The sequence below is a fragment of the Maribacter sp. MMG018 genome (genome assembly GCF_018100785.1).
Lineage (GTDB): Bacteria > Bacteroidota > Bacteroidia > Flavobacteriales > Flavobacteriaceae > Maribacter.
This window is the reverse complement of record NZ_JAGJEC010000002.1, coordinates 58,140-75,171: the sequence shown is the minus strand read 5'-3', so window position 1 is coordinate 75,171 and position 17,032 is coordinate 58,140. Positions and strand designations below refer to the sequence as shown.

The window sequence follows — 17,032 nt, the reverse complement described above, 5'->3', positions numbered from 1 at the left end:
TCCTACTTTAAAAGATAAGAAGCTTGTATTTCCGATCCTATATCCCTAGAGCCCCCTTCATTGATTATAGGAACATAGGTTGGTGAGATAGTATTTTCAAACGCTACCAAACAACCACAATTTTTACCGGACCTACCTCCTCCTCTTCTATTATTCTCTAATATCAAATCTAGGACCAAACCAGAAATAAAGCCTCCGAGAGCAGTAAAAACGACATCATCTGTTTGCCACATATCGGCATTAGCTTTATCGTACGATTCCTTTATTAGCCCAGCGGCCAAACTGCTCCCAAAAGAACCGGCCCAGGTCCAGCCCTGTCGTCCGTTAAAAATTTCATGAGCGGCATATCCGCCAACTCCTCCGATTACAATACCTGCACCTACATGCTTTGCTGCATTTGAGACTCCTTGAGAATATACCAAATAGGTATTCGCCATTAACAATAAAAGAAAAACCTTTATTTTCATTTTTTTAAAAAAATAATAAGTTCACGACTAATATAACGTGCAACAATTATTTTCATTTCATATTTGACCTATTTTTCCATCAAGCACCAATATATTCGATTACATCCATCATATCATCACTACCCTTATAAATATCTGTCCTATAATTTGAATACCTATAGCGACAAAAAAAGTAACGAAGTGCGATTATAAACGAACAAAACATGTTTTAATCCATTAAAAAAATGAGGATAACCCATTTATTTTACAAGTTTGTTATATTTAAGGATAATAAACCAACCAATGAAACCACTCAAAAAAATCCTTCTTTTTTTACTAGTTTGTATACTAGTGTTTGCTGCAATTTTAACTTACAATTATTTCAATTTTGAGTCGAAACAGATATCGATAGAAAAAGTCGAGAAAGTGGCTATAGATCCTGGTGCAATACACCGTTTTTCTAAAGCGCTACAAATAAAAACCGTTTCACCGGAAAATTTAGCGGATTTTGATTCTTTGGAATTCAAAAAATTCAATGACTTCATGAAATCCAGCTACCCGCTCATGGATTCTCTCTTGATAAAAAAACGATTTAACGACTTTAGCCATCTATACTTATGGAAAGGAACGGATACCTCTTTAAAGCCAATAATTCTTATGGCACATTTAGATGTGGTACCTGTGATAGAAAAAAATCTACCGGAATGGAAAGTACCTCCATTTTCAGGGATTGTTAAAAACGATACTATTTGGGGCCGTGGTGCCATTGATGACAAAGTAGGCGTTATTGCCATATCGGAAGCAGTAGAGTGGCTCTTAAAGAATAATTATCGCCCTAAAAGGGATATCTATTTGGCTTTTGGGCACGATGAAGAAATTGGTGGTCCAAGGGGAGCAACGGCCATGGCCGGTTATTTAAAGGATAAAGGCGTAGAAGCCGAATTTATCATGGATGAAGGAGGTGTTATCGCAAAAGGGCTTGTTCCGGGGGTTTCTAAAGATGTAGCCCTTATCGGAACAGCCGAAAAAGGTTTTTTGAGCTTGAATTTTTCCGTTAAGATAGAAGGAGGACATTCGTCTATGCCCGGTAAAGAAACCGCAATAGATGTCTTGGCCGCTGCCATCTCAAAAATCAAAAAAAACCCGTTGCCTACAAAATTGACGGTGCCACTTGAAGGTTTTATAGATTATCTAGGTCCAGAAATGCCTTTTCCCAATAAACTTGTCTTTGCCAATAAGAATATTCTTAAACCTGTAATACTATCTGCCTTCGAAAAAAGTCCCAGTAGTAGTGCCATGATAAGAACCACTACCGCCCCGACTATCTTTAACAGCGGAATAAAAGACAATATAATTCCGCAAAGGGCCAATGCTACCGTAAATTTTAGAATATTACCGGAGACCACCATACAAGATGTATTAGACCATGTAACCAAGGTTATAAACGATGACCGTGTGGTTATCAAAAAAAGTAGTACCGCTAATGAAGCCTCCAATCTATCCAGTACAGATTCTTATGGCTTTCAGTTGATCAATAGAACTATTAAAGAATTGTACCCCGAGGTATTAACCTCTCCGAACTTGGTCGTGGGTGCCACCGATTCCAGACATTTTAAACTACTAAGTCCAAATATTTATAGATTTTCCCCCATTCACCTTAATGAGGACACTAAAAAATCTTTTCACGGTTTAAATGAAAGATTGGCCGTTTCAGATTTTAACAATGGTATACAGTTTTATATCAACTTGCTAAAAAACAGTAATTAAAAAAACACAAAAAATAAAATTATATTAGTACGTAATATTTTTTTGTGTAAAAAAACTCACCATATTTATGTTTGCAAACGCTTCTGACCGTAAAAAGAAACACTCTAAGTGGATTATTAAATTCGGCTATATTACATCAATCTCCGCAGCATGTTCGTTCATCGTTTTTCTGACCTCACTATTTTTCTATTCCCAAACTGCTCAAATAATTACTTTTATCCTTACTATCGGCTTTAGTTTGGGAGTTGTTTTTGATAGACTTCATAAAAAGCACCTAACAAGGGTCTATATGACCACCGTGCCCCCTTTGATGTTAGGGAGTATCATAATTTTGGTAGGCGGTTTTTTTGGCCAAGACCTTATAATGGCCACTTCGGCCTTTATGAGCTTTATTATTTTTCGTAAACATCCGCAATTAAGAAAAATCATAATCGCATTTAATGTCTTAATATTTATATTACCAACGTTATATATTAACATATATGGCCCGTTACTGGAGCCGATAGACCTTCCTTTTGATGAAATTATTGTTTTCTTGGTATGTTTGGGTTGGCTATCCATTACTTTTTTCATGTACGATGAAAAGAAAACAAGATCCTATACCACTGAGCTAGAATTAAAAAACAAGTCTTTAAAAGCCAATGCCCTAGAGCTTAAAAAATCTCAAGAGAGTTTAAAATCCCAAAACAAAGAATTGGCCCTTTTAAACCAAGAACTGGAACTTAAAAATAAACAGATCGAGGAATTCACCTATATGGTAACCCACGATCTAAAAGCCCCCATAAGTAATATCGATACGATTACCGACCAGTTAAAATCACATTTTAAAAATTCAAGTAGCCCAGAGGTCGACACGTACTTTAATTATCTTAAGGCAAGTTCTTCAAGAATGATGCTCTTGGTAGATAACCTCTTGGAGAATGCCAAGATCGGCAACTCTAAAGTAAAGGAATCGGTTGATCTGAACAACCTCTTGAACGATATACTAAAAGATCTATCACACAGAACAAAAGAGACCAAAGCCATAATTAACATAGATAACCTACCTGTTGTACAGGGCTACCCTATAGAACTAGGTCTGCTATTTCAAAACCTATTGGACAATGCTTTAAAATTTGTACCAAAAAACAAAAACCCGGAAATAAACATCACCTGTTACAAAAAAGCGGATAGTTATCTGTTTACCGTTTCGGACAATGGTATCGGAATCCCCAAAAAACATTTCGATAAAATATTCAAGGCATTTCAAAAACTTCATGCCTCAAAAGAATTTGAAGGTTCGGGTATAGGTCTCTACGGATGCAAAAAAGTAGTTGAATACCACGGTGGACGAATTTGGGTAGAATCCACTGAAAATAAAGGTAGTACTTTCTATTTTACATTACCTTTAAAGTAATAAACCAAGGTTATCATTGGCTCGGTAGTTGACGGGCAAAAAACATTTGATCATGAAAATTTATACGACCATTGCGCTTGCCTTTTTTACCGTTATCACTTCTTTTTCGCAAGAAGCCCCCCTTAAATTAGGGGTCGCCGGATTAACCCACGGTCATGTTGGTTGGATCTTAAGCCGAAAACCACAATCGGACATCAACATGGTGGGCATTGTAGAAAAGAATAAAGAACTGGCACAAAAGTTATCGCAACAGTACGGGTTTTCTATGGATATTGTTTACGATAGCCTAGAAGAAATGATAAAGGCCACCAAACCCGATGCCGTTGCCGCTTTCGGAAACATTAAAGAACATTTAAACGTAGTAGAGGTCTGTGCACCGAAAGGAATTCATGTAATGGTAGAGAAACCCCTGGCAACCAGTCTAGCCGATGCTCAAAAAATTAAAAACTTGGCCGAGAAACACCAAATACATGTACTTACAAATTATGAAACCTCATGGTACGAAACCAATTTTAAAGCCAAAGCTCTTTTAGAAGATGGTACTATAGGAGGACTAAGAAAGGTAATTGTTAGAGATGGACATAAAGGGCCTAAAAAAATAGGTGTATCCGACGAGTTTCTAGAATGGCTAACAGACCCTGAACTAAACGGAGGTGGTGCCATTATGGATTTTGGTTGTTATGGTGCTAATTTAATGACCTGGTTAATGAAGGGAAAAAAACCAAATTCGGTCACTGCCGTAAAACAGCAGTTACAGCCAGAAAACAACCCGTTGGTAGATGACGACGCTACCATCATTTTAACCTATGACGGTGCCATGGCCATTTTAGAACCTTCATGGAATTGGCCTATTGGTAGAAAGGATATGGAAATCTACGGTGAGAAAGGTGCTCTGTATTCCGATAATGCCAATCAACTTCGTATAAGACTATCAAAAGGGTATAGTGATTTTACAGAAGAAACCCTCTTCTTTCAAAATAGGCCAGAACCCTATAACGACCCTTTTTCGGTATTAGCCGCTGTAATCAACAATTCTTTAAAACTTGAACCATTTGGCCCTTATACCCTAGAGAACAATATTGTTGCCATGGAAATACTACAGGCCTCCAAAGACAGTTCGGAATCAGGAAAAACCATCATTCTAAATAAAAAGTAATCGACCAATAACCCAACCAAAAAAAACCACTATTATGAAACAACTTTTTATCCCACTTATCTTTATTCTATTCTTTGGCTCCCTAAAAGCCCAGAGCCCCATCATCGGTTTTTCTACGACCAGCGCAGCTCAACAAGCTAAAATCGAAAAAGATTTTGAAGACAAACTAAAAGCTTCCAATTTAGATGAATGGATGCAGAGAATGTCGGCAGAACCCCATTGGGTAGGCACAAAGTATGGAGAAAAAAATGCAAAATGGATCAGAGACCAATTTAAGTCTTGGGGTTACGATGCCAAAATAGAAACCTATCATATTCTATTTCCTTACCCTACAGAAAGAGTATTGGAACTTACGGCACCAACAAAATACAAGGCAAAACTTACCGCTGTTCCGGTAGAAGGAGACCCTTTTACCGCTCAGGGCGATGCTCTTTTACCCAGTTACAATGCCTTTTCTATAGATGGCGATGTAGAAGCAGAGCTTGTTTTTGTAAACTATGGCATACCTAAAGATTATGAAGAATTGGAAAAATTGGGCATTAGCGTAAAAGGAAAAATCGTCATTGCCAAATATCAAGGATCATGGCGTGGTATTAAACCAAAATTGGCAGCCGAAAACGGAGCCATAGGTTGCATCATTTATTCAGACCCACAAGATGACGGGTATGGTAGAGGTGATGTTTATCCGAAAGGGGCGTTTAAAAACAAAACAGGTGTTCAAAGAGGATCTGTCATGGATATGCCTACATACCCTGGAGATGTTCTAACTCCTGGTTACGGGGCTACCAAAGATGCCAAAAGATTAAAAAAGGAAAATGCCCCGACGATAACCAAAATACCCGTATTGCCAATTTCTTATGAAGACGCCCAACCATTATTGGCCGCCTTGGAAGGACCTGTGGCTCCGGAATCTTGGCGTGGAGGGTTACCCATTACCTACCACATAGGTCCTGGTCCGGCAAAAGTACATCTTAAACTAAAGTTTGACTGGCAAATTACCCCAGCCCATAATGTTATTGCCACCATGAAAGGTTCAGAATATCCCGATCAATGGGTAATGCGAGGTAACCACCACGATGCATGGGTACACGGCGCCAATGACCCGATAAGTGGAATGGTCGCCTTAATGGAAGAAGCCAGGGCGGTCGCACAACTGGGGAAGCAAGGCCACAAACCAAAAAGAACATTGGTATATTGTGCGTGGGATGCCGAAGAACCTGGATTGATAGGCTCCACGGAATGGGTCGAGGACCACAAAAAGGAACTACAGGAAAAGGTTGTTGCCTATATAAATACCGACGGCAATGGCCGTGGCTTTTTAGGTGCAGGTGGGTCACATTCGTTACAGGCAATGGTATCAGAAGTTGCCGGTTCGGTGACGGACCCACAGACCAAAGTTTCGGTAAAAGAACGCAGAATCGCAAGAGATATGGTACAAGGTAGCGATGGTTCATTTAAACTATATGCCCTAGGTTCTGGGTCTGATTACACCCCATTTATTCAACATGCGGGCATTGCCGCCCTTAACCTTGGTTTTGGTGGTGAAAATGCCGGTGGCGAATACCACACTATTTACGACACCTACCCGCATTACAAAAGGTTTAAAGATCCTGATTTTGCCTATGGTATCGCATTGGCAAATACTGCGGGCAGAATTACCTTAAGATTGGCAAATGCAGATGTAGTTCCATTAGATTTTCAACAATGGCATACTACCGTTTCCGGGTATTTGGACGAAATAATGTCATTGACCGAGAAAATGAGAAAAGAGGTAGAAAAACATAACAAACTTGTAAAGGCAAATGCTTTTGACCTCTCTGCCGACCCTAAAAAGCCGGCCAAAAGCCCCGAATTAAAAGCAATGGTACCTTATCTGGACTTTTCTCCTTTACAAAACGAATTAAGTACACTTAAATCTACCATTGACGAATTCTCAAAGCTTAAGACCGATCATCTTTCCAAAGAACAGAAAAGCCAATTGAACCAAAAATTAATAAAGGCCGAACAGATGCTTACATCCGAAAAAGGATTACCAAGAAGACCTTGGTACAAGCATCAAATATATGCCCCAGGTTTTTATACCGGTTATGGCGTAAAAACATTACCAGGGGTAAGAGAGGCCGTAGAGCAGAAAAACTGGAAAGAAGCCGAAGAACAAATTAAAGTACTTAGTACAACACTAAGTGTTTTTAACAACTACTTAAAAGAAATAAACACGAACATTAAATAAGACGATTATGGGTGCCGACTATATAAAAGTTTTTGCGGGAGATAGTGCTAAGACCAAGCGCATTGAATTACTTTTAATAAAAAATGGCATCCGCCCCATTATTAAAAACGAAAATGAATCGGCCCGTTTGGCCGGTTTTGGCACTCCCCTGCCACATATATTGGAAATATATGTGAACAAAGATGAAGAAGAGAAAACCCTTTCTCTTATTTCGGGGATTAAATGGGAAGAATAACAAAAAAAGCCTCCATAAACCGGAGGCTTTTTTTATCTGTTATAGATATTAACTATCCTTTTGTAAGGGGAGTTATCTCAATAGCCCTAAATTCTACAGCGCCATGATCTCCTTGTATCATAATCGGTCCTGCTTCTGCTTCTTTATTATCCAAGGCACCGCCTGTCATACCCAGAATGTTCTGACCATTGATAATCGTTTTTCCGTTCGCTACAACCGTAACCCTTCTACCTATTAAGGTAATATCATAGGTCTGCCACTCCCCTGCCTTTAAGGCTGCATTTTCATTTGGGTCGATCAACCCGTAAATACCTCCAAAGTAGATAGAAGAAGGTTCTAAACCATAATTATCGGCAATCTGAACCTCATACCTTCCTCTTAAATAAAGACCACTATTACTTCCTTCAGGATATCTAAATTCTACATGGATCTTAAAATCTTTGAACTTCTCTTCCGATACAAGGTTTACACCGGATTTATCGCTTCTTAATATTCCATCGACCACTTTCCATTGGTTACCTTCCACAATTTTCCACCCATTCAAATTTTTACCATTGAAAAGTTCGATTTTCTTTCCTGTTTTTACTTTTTCGTAATACGGCAACTCTGGGGCCTTGACCGCTGTCCATTTATAGGTTTTTCCATTCGTAAACACCATGGTACCCTCAAGACCGTCACCTACCAATTTTCCTTCAAATTCCATATTTGAAGCACCAGGTTCCCATTGTGGTGGAATTTCAAAATAAAAAATATCTCCATATTTTTTTACTTCCGCTATAGGTCTTGCACTACCAAAAGCAAACGTAAACCTACCGATCAAAGTATTATGACCAGAATGTCTAATCTCTAACCAACTAGGTAACTCTTTACCCTCTTGATCAATGGTTAAGTTCCACCTTCCTTCAAGGGGATGACCTTCTTGGGCCGTCACAGATGTAGATAAGACAATAAGCAAAAACGAAAAAAACAAAAATCTGTACTTCATGAATCTAACTATTTATAATTATGATATTATCAAATATAGGGCATGTTATTTAAAAACTTAAGCGATTTTTTTTAAAATACTTGTGTAGTGTCACAATAACATTTAATATTATGGAATAACTTAACGATTGATAAATTCAAACACAAAACTACATTCATTTATCGGTTCTTTATTTTAAATTCGAACAATTAATAGTCCCTTCAAAACCAACCAATGAAATTATTTTCCAACTCTGTTTTTTACGTTACCTGCCTTTCTATTTTATCTTTTTCCTGTCAAAACAAAAAACCCATAGAAACCCCTGTGGTAATTTATGAGGATAGCACCGCTATTTCTGAAACGGTACAAAAGGCCAGAGAAGGTGTTACCGCTATTGTTGCAGATGGTCTGCAACTAAGTCTATGGGCTTCCGACTCTTTGGCTCCAGATCCAATTGCCATGGATATGGACAATGAAGGTAGGGTATATATTACCAGATCCAATAGAAATAAAAATTCGGAATTTGATATTAGGGGACATCGTGATTGGATGACCGCCTCCATCGGATTACAATCTGTTGAAGAAAGGAGAGCTTTTCTACATGAAACCTTCGCCCCCGAAAAGAGCAAGGAAAATAGCTGGTTTCCTGATTTGAACAACGACTCTATTCATGATTGGCGCGATTTGGCCGTTGAAAAGGACGAGGTATGGATGCTGGAAGATTCTGACGGTGATGGCATTGCAGATATTTCAACACAAATCTTGAATGATTTTAATGACGAAGTAAATGATGTCGCCGGAGCACTTTTGGTCAGGGACGAAGATATATTTTTGGGTATAGGCCCCGACATGTATCGCCTTAGAGATACCAATGATGATAAGGTTATTGATGAAAAAACCAGTATAGCCACAGGTTTTGCCGTGCATATCGGATTTTCCGGACATGGTATGTCCGGAGCCATACAAGGGCCCGATGGTAAAATATATTGGGGTATCGGTGATATCGGTGCCAACCTAACTACTGTTGATGGGGTCAACCATAAATACCCGAACCAAGGGGTTATCGTAAGAAGCAATCCTGATGGAAGTGATTTTGAAGTTTTTGCCCACGGGTTAAGAAACACCCATGAATTTGTTTTTGATGCCTATGGCAATATTATATCTTCAGATAACGACGGCGACCACAAGGGAGAAAGTGAAAGACTGGTTCATATTGTTGAAGGTTCCGACGCTGGCTGGCGATCCAACTGGCAATATGGAAAATATACAGACCCCAACAATAACGGCTATAATGTTTGGATGGACGAAAAACTATTTGTTCCCAGATGGGAAGGACAAGCTGCCTATATTATACCACCGATTCAAAATTTTCATAACGGCCCTACAGGTATGCTGTACAATCCGGGTACCGCATTGGGAAAAAAGTGGTTGGACAAGTTTTTCTTGGTAGAATTTGTAGGCGACCCCAGTCGCTCTCATATTTGGTCTTTCGACCTTCAACCAAAAGGTGCCAGTTTTGAACTAAAATCGGACGAATCTATCCTTACAGGTGTATTACCTACGGGCATAGCTTTTGGCCCCGAAGGTGCCCTATATCTTGCAGACTGGATCAATGGTTGGGGGACCAAAGATTTTGGAAGAGTCTGGAAACTGGATGTTACGGCCAACGAAAACGATCTAGAGCAACAGCGTCTTGAAACCAAAAGACTAATGACCCATGATTATGAAAATGATGATACTGACAATTTGATCAAATTGCTTAGCTATGAAGATATGCGCATACGCCAAAAGGCACAATTTGAACTGGCACAAAGAACCTTCTGGGGCTATAGAGCCTTAAAAAAAGCTATTATTGAAGAAGAAAATCAATTTGCACGTATTCATGCTATCTGGGCAATCGGGCAGATAGCGGCCAATAATAAAGACAAAGCCGAACCCTTAATACCTTTACTTTCTGATGAAGATCCGGAAATTATTGCACAGGCTGCCAAGGTCATTGGCGATGTAAAATTTGATGACGCTGCAGAAAACCTGCTCCCATTGTTATCGCATCAAAATGATAGGGTCAAGTTTTTTGCTGCCCAAGCATTAGGTAGATTAGCTTACAAAGAAGCTATAGACCCATTGATCAAAATGATTGCAGAAAACAATGACAAGGATCTATATATAAGGCATGCCGGGGTTTTGGCCCTATCAAGAATTGGAGAGGTAGATCCCATAATCGCTTTAGCCGATAGCGATAATAGAAGTTTAAGAATTGCGGCAGTTTTAGTATTAAGAAAACTTCAAAATCCGAAAATATCCATCTTTTTATCTGATAAAGACGAATATATAGTAACAGAGGCAGCGAGGGCCATAAACGATGACTGGTCTATAGAAGAGGCTTTACCTGCACTTGCCGCAACTCTTTCCGAAGAACGTTTTACTTCAGAACCTCTATTAAGAAGGGCCATTAACGCGGCATTACGAGTGGGAACCGAAACGGCCCTTGAAGACCTTATCCGTTTTGCAAAACGAAATTCGGTCTCCAATGTCATAAGAGGCGAGGCACTTGCCGCACTGGGAACATGGAACAACCCAAGTGTGCTGGACAGGGTGGACGGCCGTTACAGAGGAGAGGTAATTAGAGAAGGAAACCTTTTAAAAGATAAACTGGAAAAAGACATTCCATTCTTTCTTGAACAAAAAAACCCAGAGATACTTATAGGCATTTCAAAAGCTATTGGATCTATCGGAATCAACACCTATAACAACAAACTATACAATATATTTAAATCGAACGGTTCATCAAAAGTCAGGGCCACTCTTTTGACCACTCTTGGTAATCTGAAGTTTTCACAAATAGAAACGGCCATGGCACGTGGAATGAAAGATAGCAATGCCGAAGTACGTACCGCCGCCGTCGGCTTGTTGGGACAATTGGATTTGCCCAAAGAAAAACTACCTTCTATTGTTGGCCCTATTTTCCAAAAAGGATCTGTAGGCGAACAACAGCGTATGCTCAATGTACTTGGTGATTTACCCAAAGAAAAAAGCAGTGCCATTTTAACTAATTTGATTGCCAAGGCAAGTAAAAATCAATTGCGTCAAGAAATTATGCTCGACTTAATGGAATCGGTGAAAGCGACCGAAGATTCGACTTTAATAGCACAAATGGGGAAATTGAAAAATCTTGGATATACCGCCGATTCTTACCAAGAAACCTTGTACGGAGGTAGTTGGTGGAACGGTAGAACAGTATTTAACAACAACCCTACGGCACAATGTGTTCGGTGCCATGCGGTAAACGGTACCGGCGGAGAGGTAGGCCCTGCACTTGACAATATTGCCAATATACTTACTAGGGAAGAAATACTGGAGGCCTTGATAGAACCTAGTGCAAGACTGGCGCCGGGGTATGGATCAGTAACCCTAACATTGACCGACGGACAGAAGGTTACAGGGGTTTTAATAGAAGAACGTAAAACGGATCTATTGTTAAGAACCTCCGAGGCCGAACCCATGGAAGTTCCATTGGCGAGAATCAAAAAAAGGGAAAACTCTATTTCGGCAATGCCGGCAATGGGGCGAATGATATCAAGAAGAGAGCTAAGGGATCTAATGGAGTATTTAGGAAATCTTAAACAAAAAGGAGCATAGTTTCCTAGTTAATTATAGATTCTTCATTTTCCTTATTTTTTTAAATTGAAAGCAACCTAATCTTGAATATTACATCTTGTATAAAATGATTTAAATGAAAAACAAAAAATATCTTATCGCAATATTAGTAATCATTAATTGCTTGTTTGCTGGATGCAGTGTTGATAGCGAGCCTGTTTCCTGCCCAGATAACTTTACAGGTGAATTAGAGGACGAAGAAGTTAAACTAGTGGGACAATGGACGCTTACAGGTTTAATCGCCGATACCGAAATAGACTTGAGCAATGATGATATTGACAACCCAAGTACCGACATTTTTCAACAATATTCAGAATGTTACAAAGATGCCTTGTTCAGTTTTGGATCTAATAGAGTTTACTCGTACGAAAAAGGGAGTAGAGCATCCGGATGCAATATAACCTCCACTAACGGTACATGGGCATTATCTGAAGACCAATTGTATTTAATAGTGTCATGTGAACAGCTTGGTTTCTCGTTAACTTTTAACGAATCGGCCACTGAATTTCAATACACATCAACCTTGAGCATTCAAGATGTAAATGCTGTCATAACCGACACACAGGTTACTTTTACTTACACAAAGCTAGAATCTACCGAATAGCCTTTAAAAACCAAAGTTAGCTAAAACTGAAACTTTTATCGTTAAGGGCCTGTATCCTGGTCATTTCGTATTCATTTACAATTTCCTTGACTATTTCGGCTGCTGGCCGAATCGTATGGATCAACGATGATACTTGGCCTATTTCTAATTCGCCATCGTCAAGGTCACCTTCGAACATTCCTTTTTTTGCCCTTCCCCTACCCAAAAGATTTTTGAGTTCTTCTTTTGAGGCCCCGTTTTCATAGGCCTTCTGTATTTCGAGATAAAATTTATTCTTCAGCAAACGCACTGGGGTCAACTCTTTCAAAGTTAAACTGGTATCCCCTTCCTTGGCTTCTAGTATCTTTTGTTTAAAATTTTGATGTGACGAGGCTTCCGTAGAAGCAATAAACCTACTCCCTATCTGAACACCATCGGCCCCGAGCACCATGGCCGCAAGCATGGCCTTGCCCGTAGCTATACCACCTGCCGCTATTAATGGAATATCTATTTCTTGTCTTACGGCGGGTATCAATACCAAAGAGGTCGTCTCATCACGGCCATTATGCCCCCCGGCCTCAAAACCTTCCGCAACAATAGCATCTACACCGGCTTCTTTGGCCTTTATGGCAAATTTTACACTACTGACCACGTGTACTACGGTTATCCCTTTTTCTTTTAAATAAGAGGTCCATGTTTTAGGGTTGCCCGCAGAGGTAAAAACAATTTTTACCTTCTCTTTAACAATGATTTCTATCAGCTCCTCCAAATTAGGGTACAACATCGGAAGGTTTACACCAAAGGGCTTATCCGTAGCTTGTTTACACTTTTTTATATGATTCAGAAAAACGTCGGGATACATACTGCCCGCTCCTATAATACCGAGCCCCCCAGCATTTGAAACCGCCGAAGCAAGTCTCCATCCACTGGCCCATACCATACCCGCCTGAACAATGGGGTATTTAATATCGAAAAGTTCAGTAATTCTATTCTGCATATTTATAGTATATAAAAATGGTTATGTGCGACCACTACGAAATAACTCCCGATCCGATCAACTCATCACCTTGATACCAAGCTACAAACTGACCTTCGGTAATAGCGGACTGTTTTTCTTCAAAATCTACATAAAGCCCCCCTTCTACCTTGTACACGGTTGCATTTTGTAATTTTTGTCGATATCTAATTCGTGCCTTGACCTCTAGACTTTCGTCGGGTTTTAATCTTAAATCGGGCCTTACCCAATGTATCTCCGATTCTTGCACAAACAATGTTCGTCGGTACAAACCTGGGTGCGACTTTCCTTGTCCGGTATAGATAACGTTTTCCTCTACATCGGTATCTATTACGAACAAAGGTTCTTTTGTACCCCCAACATTAAGTCCTTTTCGTTGACCCTTTGTAAAATAATGGGCCCCTTGGTGTTCTCCCACAACTTTACCGTCAGAGATAGAATAATGTGGCTTTTGTGCAAAAAACTCTAATTCGGAAGCTTTGTTCTTAAATTCAGGAACAGGTCTTTGATATTGCTCTACCACAGAAGGTACCTCAACAATTTTACCTGTTTTGGGCTTTAACTGTTGCTGTAGAAACTCTGGCAATCTAACTTTTCCGATAAAACATAGACCCTGAGAATCTTTTTTATCTGCCGTAATCAAGTTCATGTCCGCAGCGATCTTCCGTACCTCTGGTTTCGTTAATTCGCCTATAGGGAAAAGTGTTTTTGATAATTGCTCTTGTGATAATTGACACAAAAAATAAGATTGATCCTTATTGCTATCCTTTCCAGATAATAACTGATAGGTTTCAGTACCATCTTGGTGGGTAATAATTCCTTTTCTACAATAATGACCCGTGGCTACATAATCAGCCCCAAGTTGAAGTGCAATTTTAAGGAACACGTCAAACTTTATCTCTCTATTACATAGTACATCGGGATTAGGCGTACGCCCCATTTCATATTCACGAAACATATAATCTACGATACGCTCTTTGTACTCCGCACTCAAATCTACCGTTTGAAAGGGAATACCCAATTTTTCGGCAACGATCAATGCATCGTTACTATCTTCCAACCACGGACATTCTTCTGATATGGTCACCGAATCATCGTGCCAATTCTTCATAAAAAGGCCAATAACATCGTACCCCTGCTCTTTTAAAAGATAGGCCGCGACACTTGAATCTACTCCTCCAGAAAGTCCTATAACTACTTTTTTCATCTATTCATCTTGGTCGTAACAAAATTACAAAATTTCATTTCAAAGCTTCTTTTTTTCAAATGAGGAATTATAACCTCAAAAAACACAAATGGTAGTAGAACCAAGGAGTACACCTTGTTCTTTCATTTAATCCGAAAATATTATTTTGTTAAACTTTTATCAAAAAAGGTTAAACAAAATAATATTATAGTATTTTCACCAAAACAGACACTTTATTGCCAATTTGGTAAATATTACCTCGATTACTAAACATTTAAAAAACAATCTTTAAAAAATGCCGCTATGAAATTTTTACTACAATTAAAAAACCTCTTATTACTAACTAGTATTGCCATTGTATTATGGTCTTGCGATAAAGATGCAAATGACAACACAGTCCTGCCAGAGACAATGACCATTGTTGAAACCGCACAAGCCGAAGATGCATTGTCTTCTTTGGTTTCCGCACTAATGACCGCAGACAATTCGAAAGGAACAGATTTAGTGGGCACCCTAAGCTCCGAAGGGCCATTTACTGTTTTTGCTCCTACCAACGATGCATTTGCAGCGTTATTAGACCAATTGGATGGTTTTGATTCTTTATCCGACTTTGACACGGATGAAGAACGAGAATTACTAACAACAATTCTGACCTATCATGTGGTTGCCGGTGTAGCCGCAAAATCTACTGATTTATCGGACCAAATGACCGTTTCTACCGTACAAGGTGAAGATTTGACAATAAATTTGGAAGGCGGTGTATTTATAGAAGATGCGACCGAAGTAAATGCCGAAGTAGTAATTGCCGATGTTATGGCAAGTAACGGTGTCGTTCACGTCATAGACAAAGTAATGTTGCCACAGGCTATTATAGATGCGCTGAACCAAGAAGAAATGACCAACAACAATGGTACTTTAGTCGATATTGTAGTGGCCACCGAACCCCTGTCGATTTTAGAAGCTGCCGTTATCAAGGCGGATCTAGTCGCCACCCTAAGTTCCGATGGTCCATTTACCGTTTTTGCCCCTACAGATGATGCCTTTGTGGCACTATTGGAAATTTTAGGCGACGACTATAACAGTCTTGATGATTTTGACACGGCAGAAGAAATGGCCCTATTAAAAAACATTCTGTTGTATCATGTGATACCCGCAGAAGTAAAATCTACAGATCTTTCGGCAGGGCAAGTTTCTACGGCTTTTGAAGGCAACAGTGTTGAAATTATTTCCTCTGGCGAAACATTTGTTATTGGTGATGCATCCGACACCAATGCCAATATTACCGGTGTAGATATTATGGCCTCTAACGGTGTAGCGCATACTATAGATAAGGTTTTACTACCACAATCGGCCATCGATTTTGTTGTTTCACTGCAACTTAAGACAATTGTCGAAACTGCTGTAGCAACCGACGACTTGAGCCTTTTGGTAGAATCGCTGATCCAGGCGGATGCCGGTTTGGTAGAAACCCTAAACGGTGATGGTCCATTTACTGTATTTGCTCCTACCAATGCCGCTTTCGCCTCTCTTTTAGACACTCTTGGCGATGATTACAATAGTCTTTCCGATTTTGATACAGACGAAGAAAAACAATTATTGGTCTCTATATTAACCTATCACGTAATCGCTGGTACCACTGCTTTCTCAACAAGTTTAAGTAATGGACAATCTATAGAAACTTTTCAAGGCGAAAATATCGGTATTAAAATACAGGACGGTACGGTACATGTAGAAGATGCAACCGATATGAATGCCTCGGTAGTACTTGCAGATGTTGAGGCCAGCAATGGGGTGGTTCATGTTATTAATAAGGTACTACTACCACAAGAAACGTTAGATGCATTGGCTCCCGGTATGTTAAATATTGTAGAAACGGCACAAGATGTTCCCGACCTTAGTACTTTGGTAGCCGCTTTGATCCAAGCAGACGCCGGCTTGGTTGAGACTTTGAGCGGTGATGGTCCGTTTACGGTCTTTGCCCCTACCAATGATGCATTTACTACATTTTTAAATGATCTGGGCAGTAGCTATAACAGCTTGTCCGATTTTGATACAGATGAAGAAAAAGCCTTGTTGGCAAAGTTACTTACCTATCATGTAGTATCTGGAGCATCGGTAGCATCTACCGACCTATCCGACCATTTAGAGATTATGACGGTCCAGGGCGAATCTCTATTTGCTCTTTTAGGAAGCGGGGTACAAATTCGTGACAAATCACATGTCGATGCCAATGTAATTACGCCAGACGTGACAACCAGTAACGGAATAGTACATGTTGTGGACAAAGTATTACTGCCTCAAGAAATTATTGATGCACTACACTAATTTGCTTAAAATTAAAGTTCAAAAACCTCCTTTTAAAAAAGGAGGTTTTTTTATGTCTTGAACTCGGCAACA

Annotated in this window: 12 protein-coding genes; 8 read left to right on the top strand and 4 right to left on the bottom strand. The window is 39.5% G+C overall.

Annotated features, from left to right (window positions below; genetic code table 11):
• Positions 1-2: 2 nt before the first annotated feature.
• Entirely contained in the window at positions 3-467 is a 465-nt protein-coding gene (locus J8L85_RS08550; RefSeq protein WP_211016476.1) for a hypothetical protein, read from the bottom strand.
• A gap of 405 nt (positions 468-872) precedes the next feature.
• Between J8L85_RS08550 and J8L85_RS08545 the strand changes: the two genes are divergently transcribed.
• The 5 genes from J8L85_RS08545 (at position 873) to J8L85_RS08525 (ending at position 7,230) form a co-directional block, all read left to right on the top strand.
• Complete coding sequence (locus J8L85_RS08545; RefSeq protein ID WP_348771744.1) at positions 873-2,213, top strand: M20 family peptidase; 1,341 nt, start codon at positions 873-875, stop codon at positions 2,211-2,213.
• A 67-nt stretch (positions 2,214-2,280) separates the two neighbouring features.
• Positions 2,281-3,609, top strand: coding sequence for an ATP-binding protein (locus J8L85_RS08540; protein WP_211016472.1), 1,329 nt, complete (start codon positions 2,281-2,283; stop codon positions 3,607-3,609).
• Positions 3,610-3,661: 52 nt separating this feature from the next.
• Positions 3,662-4,765 (top strand): Gfo/Idh/MocA family oxidoreductase, encoded by a 1,104-nt coding sequence (locus J8L85_RS08535; RefSeq protein WP_211016470.1) that lies wholly within the window; start codon positions 3,662-3,664, stop codon positions 4,763-4,765.
• A gap of 34 nt (positions 4,766-4,799) precedes the next feature.
• Positions 4,800-6,995 (top strand): transferrin receptor-like dimerization domain-containing protein, encoded by a 2,196-nt coding sequence (locus J8L85_RS08530; RefSeq protein ID WP_211016468.1) that lies wholly within the window; start codon positions 4,800-4,802, stop codon positions 6,993-6,995.
• A 7-nt stretch (positions 6,996-7,002) separates the two neighbouring features.
• Positions 7,003-7,230 carry a DUF2007 domain-containing protein gene (locus J8L85_RS08525; RefSeq protein ID WP_211016466.1) on the top strand — a complete coding sequence of 76 codons (228 nt, stop codon included), beginning with the start codon at positions 7,003-7,005 and terminating at the stop codon, positions 7,228-7,230.
• 52 nt (positions 7,231-7,282) lie between these two features.
• Here J8L85_RS08525 and J8L85_RS08520 read toward each other — a convergent pair whose 3' ends face one another.
• Positions 7,283-8,215 carry a DUF1080 domain-containing protein gene (locus J8L85_RS08520; protein ID WP_211016464.1) on the bottom strand — a complete coding sequence of 311 codons (933 nt, stop codon included), beginning with the start codon at positions 8,213-8,215 and terminating at the stop codon, positions 7,283-7,285.
• 213 nt (positions 8,216-8,428) lie between these two features.
• On the opposite strand from J8L85_RS08520, the gene J8L85_RS08515 reads away from it, so the two are divergent.
• Together J8L85_RS08515 and J8L85_RS08510 are read left to right on the top strand one after the other, a co-directional pair.
• Positions 8,429-11,833 carry a HEAT repeat domain-containing protein gene (locus J8L85_RS08515; protein WP_211016462.1) on the top strand — a complete coding sequence of 1,135 codons (3,405 nt, stop codon included), beginning with the start codon at positions 8,429-8,431 and terminating at the stop codon, positions 11,831-11,833.
• A gap of 94 nt (positions 11,834-11,927) precedes the next feature.
• Entirely contained in the window at positions 11,928-12,455 is a 528-nt protein-coding gene (locus tag J8L85_RS08510; protein ID WP_211016460.1) for a DUF5004 domain-containing protein, read from the top strand.
• Positions 12,456-12,471: 16 nt separating this feature from the next.
• Here the strand turns inward: J8L85_RS08510 and J8L85_RS08505 are convergent, their stop codons facing one another.
• Together J8L85_RS08505 and mnmA are read right to left on the bottom strand one after the other, a co-directional pair.
• A complete protein-coding gene (locus tag J8L85_RS08505) occupies positions 12,472-13,431 on the bottom strand; it encodes a nitronate monooxygenase (RefSeq protein ID WP_211016458.1) in 960 nt (319 codons plus the stop codon).
• Between the two features lie 34 nt (positions 13,432-13,465).
• The gene (gene mnmA / locus J8L85_RS08500) at positions 13,466-14,656 is read right to left on the bottom strand and encodes a tRNA 2-thiouridine(34) synthase MnmA (RefSeq protein WP_211016456.1); all 1,191 of its coding nucleotides are present in this window, start codon (positions 14,654-14,656) and stop codon (positions 13,466-13,468) included.
• A gap of 282 nt (positions 14,657-14,938) precedes the next feature.
• On the opposite strand from mnmA, the gene J8L85_RS08495 reads away from it, so the two are divergent.
• On the top strand, positions 14,939-16,960 hold the full coding sequence (locus J8L85_RS08495) for a fasciclin domain-containing protein (protein ID WP_211016454.1): 2,022 nt from the start codon (positions 14,939-14,941) through the stop codon (positions 16,958-16,960).
• Positions 16,961-17,032 lie beyond the last annotated feature (72 nt).

Excerpts from the sequence above, each read along its gene's own strand:
- J8L85_RS08550 (WP_211016476.1), bottom strand. The coding sequence starts at position 467 with ATGAAAATAAAGGTTTTTCTTTTATTGTTAATGGCGAATACCTATTTG.
- J8L85_RS08540 (WP_211016472.1), top strand. The coding sequence starts at position 2,281 with ATGTTTGCAAACGCTTCTGACCGTAAAAAGAAACACTCTAAGTGGATT.
- J8L85_RS08535 (WP_211016470.1), top strand. The coding sequence starts at position 3,662 with ATGAAAATTTATACGACCATTGCGCTTGCCTTTTTTACCGTTATCACT.
- J8L85_RS08530 (WP_211016468.1), top strand. The coding sequence starts at position 4,800 with ATGAAACAACTTTTTATCCCACTTATCTTTATTCTATTCTTTGGCTCC.
- J8L85_RS08525 (WP_211016466.1), top strand. The coding sequence starts at position 7,003 with ATGGGTGCCGACTATATAAAAGTTTTTGCGGGAGATAGTGCTAAGACC.
- J8L85_RS08520 (WP_211016464.1), bottom strand. The coding sequence starts at position 8,215 with ATGAAGTACAGATTTTTGTTTTTTTCGTTTTTGCTTATTGTCTTATCT.
- J8L85_RS08515 (WP_211016462.1), top strand. The coding sequence starts at position 8,429 with ATGAAATTATTTTCCAACTCTGTTTTTTACGTTACCTGCCTTTCTATT.
- J8L85_RS08510 (WP_211016460.1), top strand. The coding sequence starts at position 11,928 with ATGAAAAACAAAAAATATCTTATCGCAATATTAGTAATCATTAATTGC.
- J8L85_RS08505 (WP_211016458.1), bottom strand. The coding sequence starts at position 13,431 with ATGCAGAATAGAATTACTGAACTTTTCGATATTAAATACCCCATTGTT.
- mnmA (WP_211016456.1), bottom strand. The coding sequence starts at position 14,656 with ATGAAAAAAGTAGTTATAGGACTTTCTGGAGGAGTAGATTCAAGTGTC.
- J8L85_RS08495 (WP_211016454.1), top strand. The coding sequence starts at position 14,939 with ATGAAATTTTTACTACAATTAAAAAACCTCTTATTACTAACTAGTATT.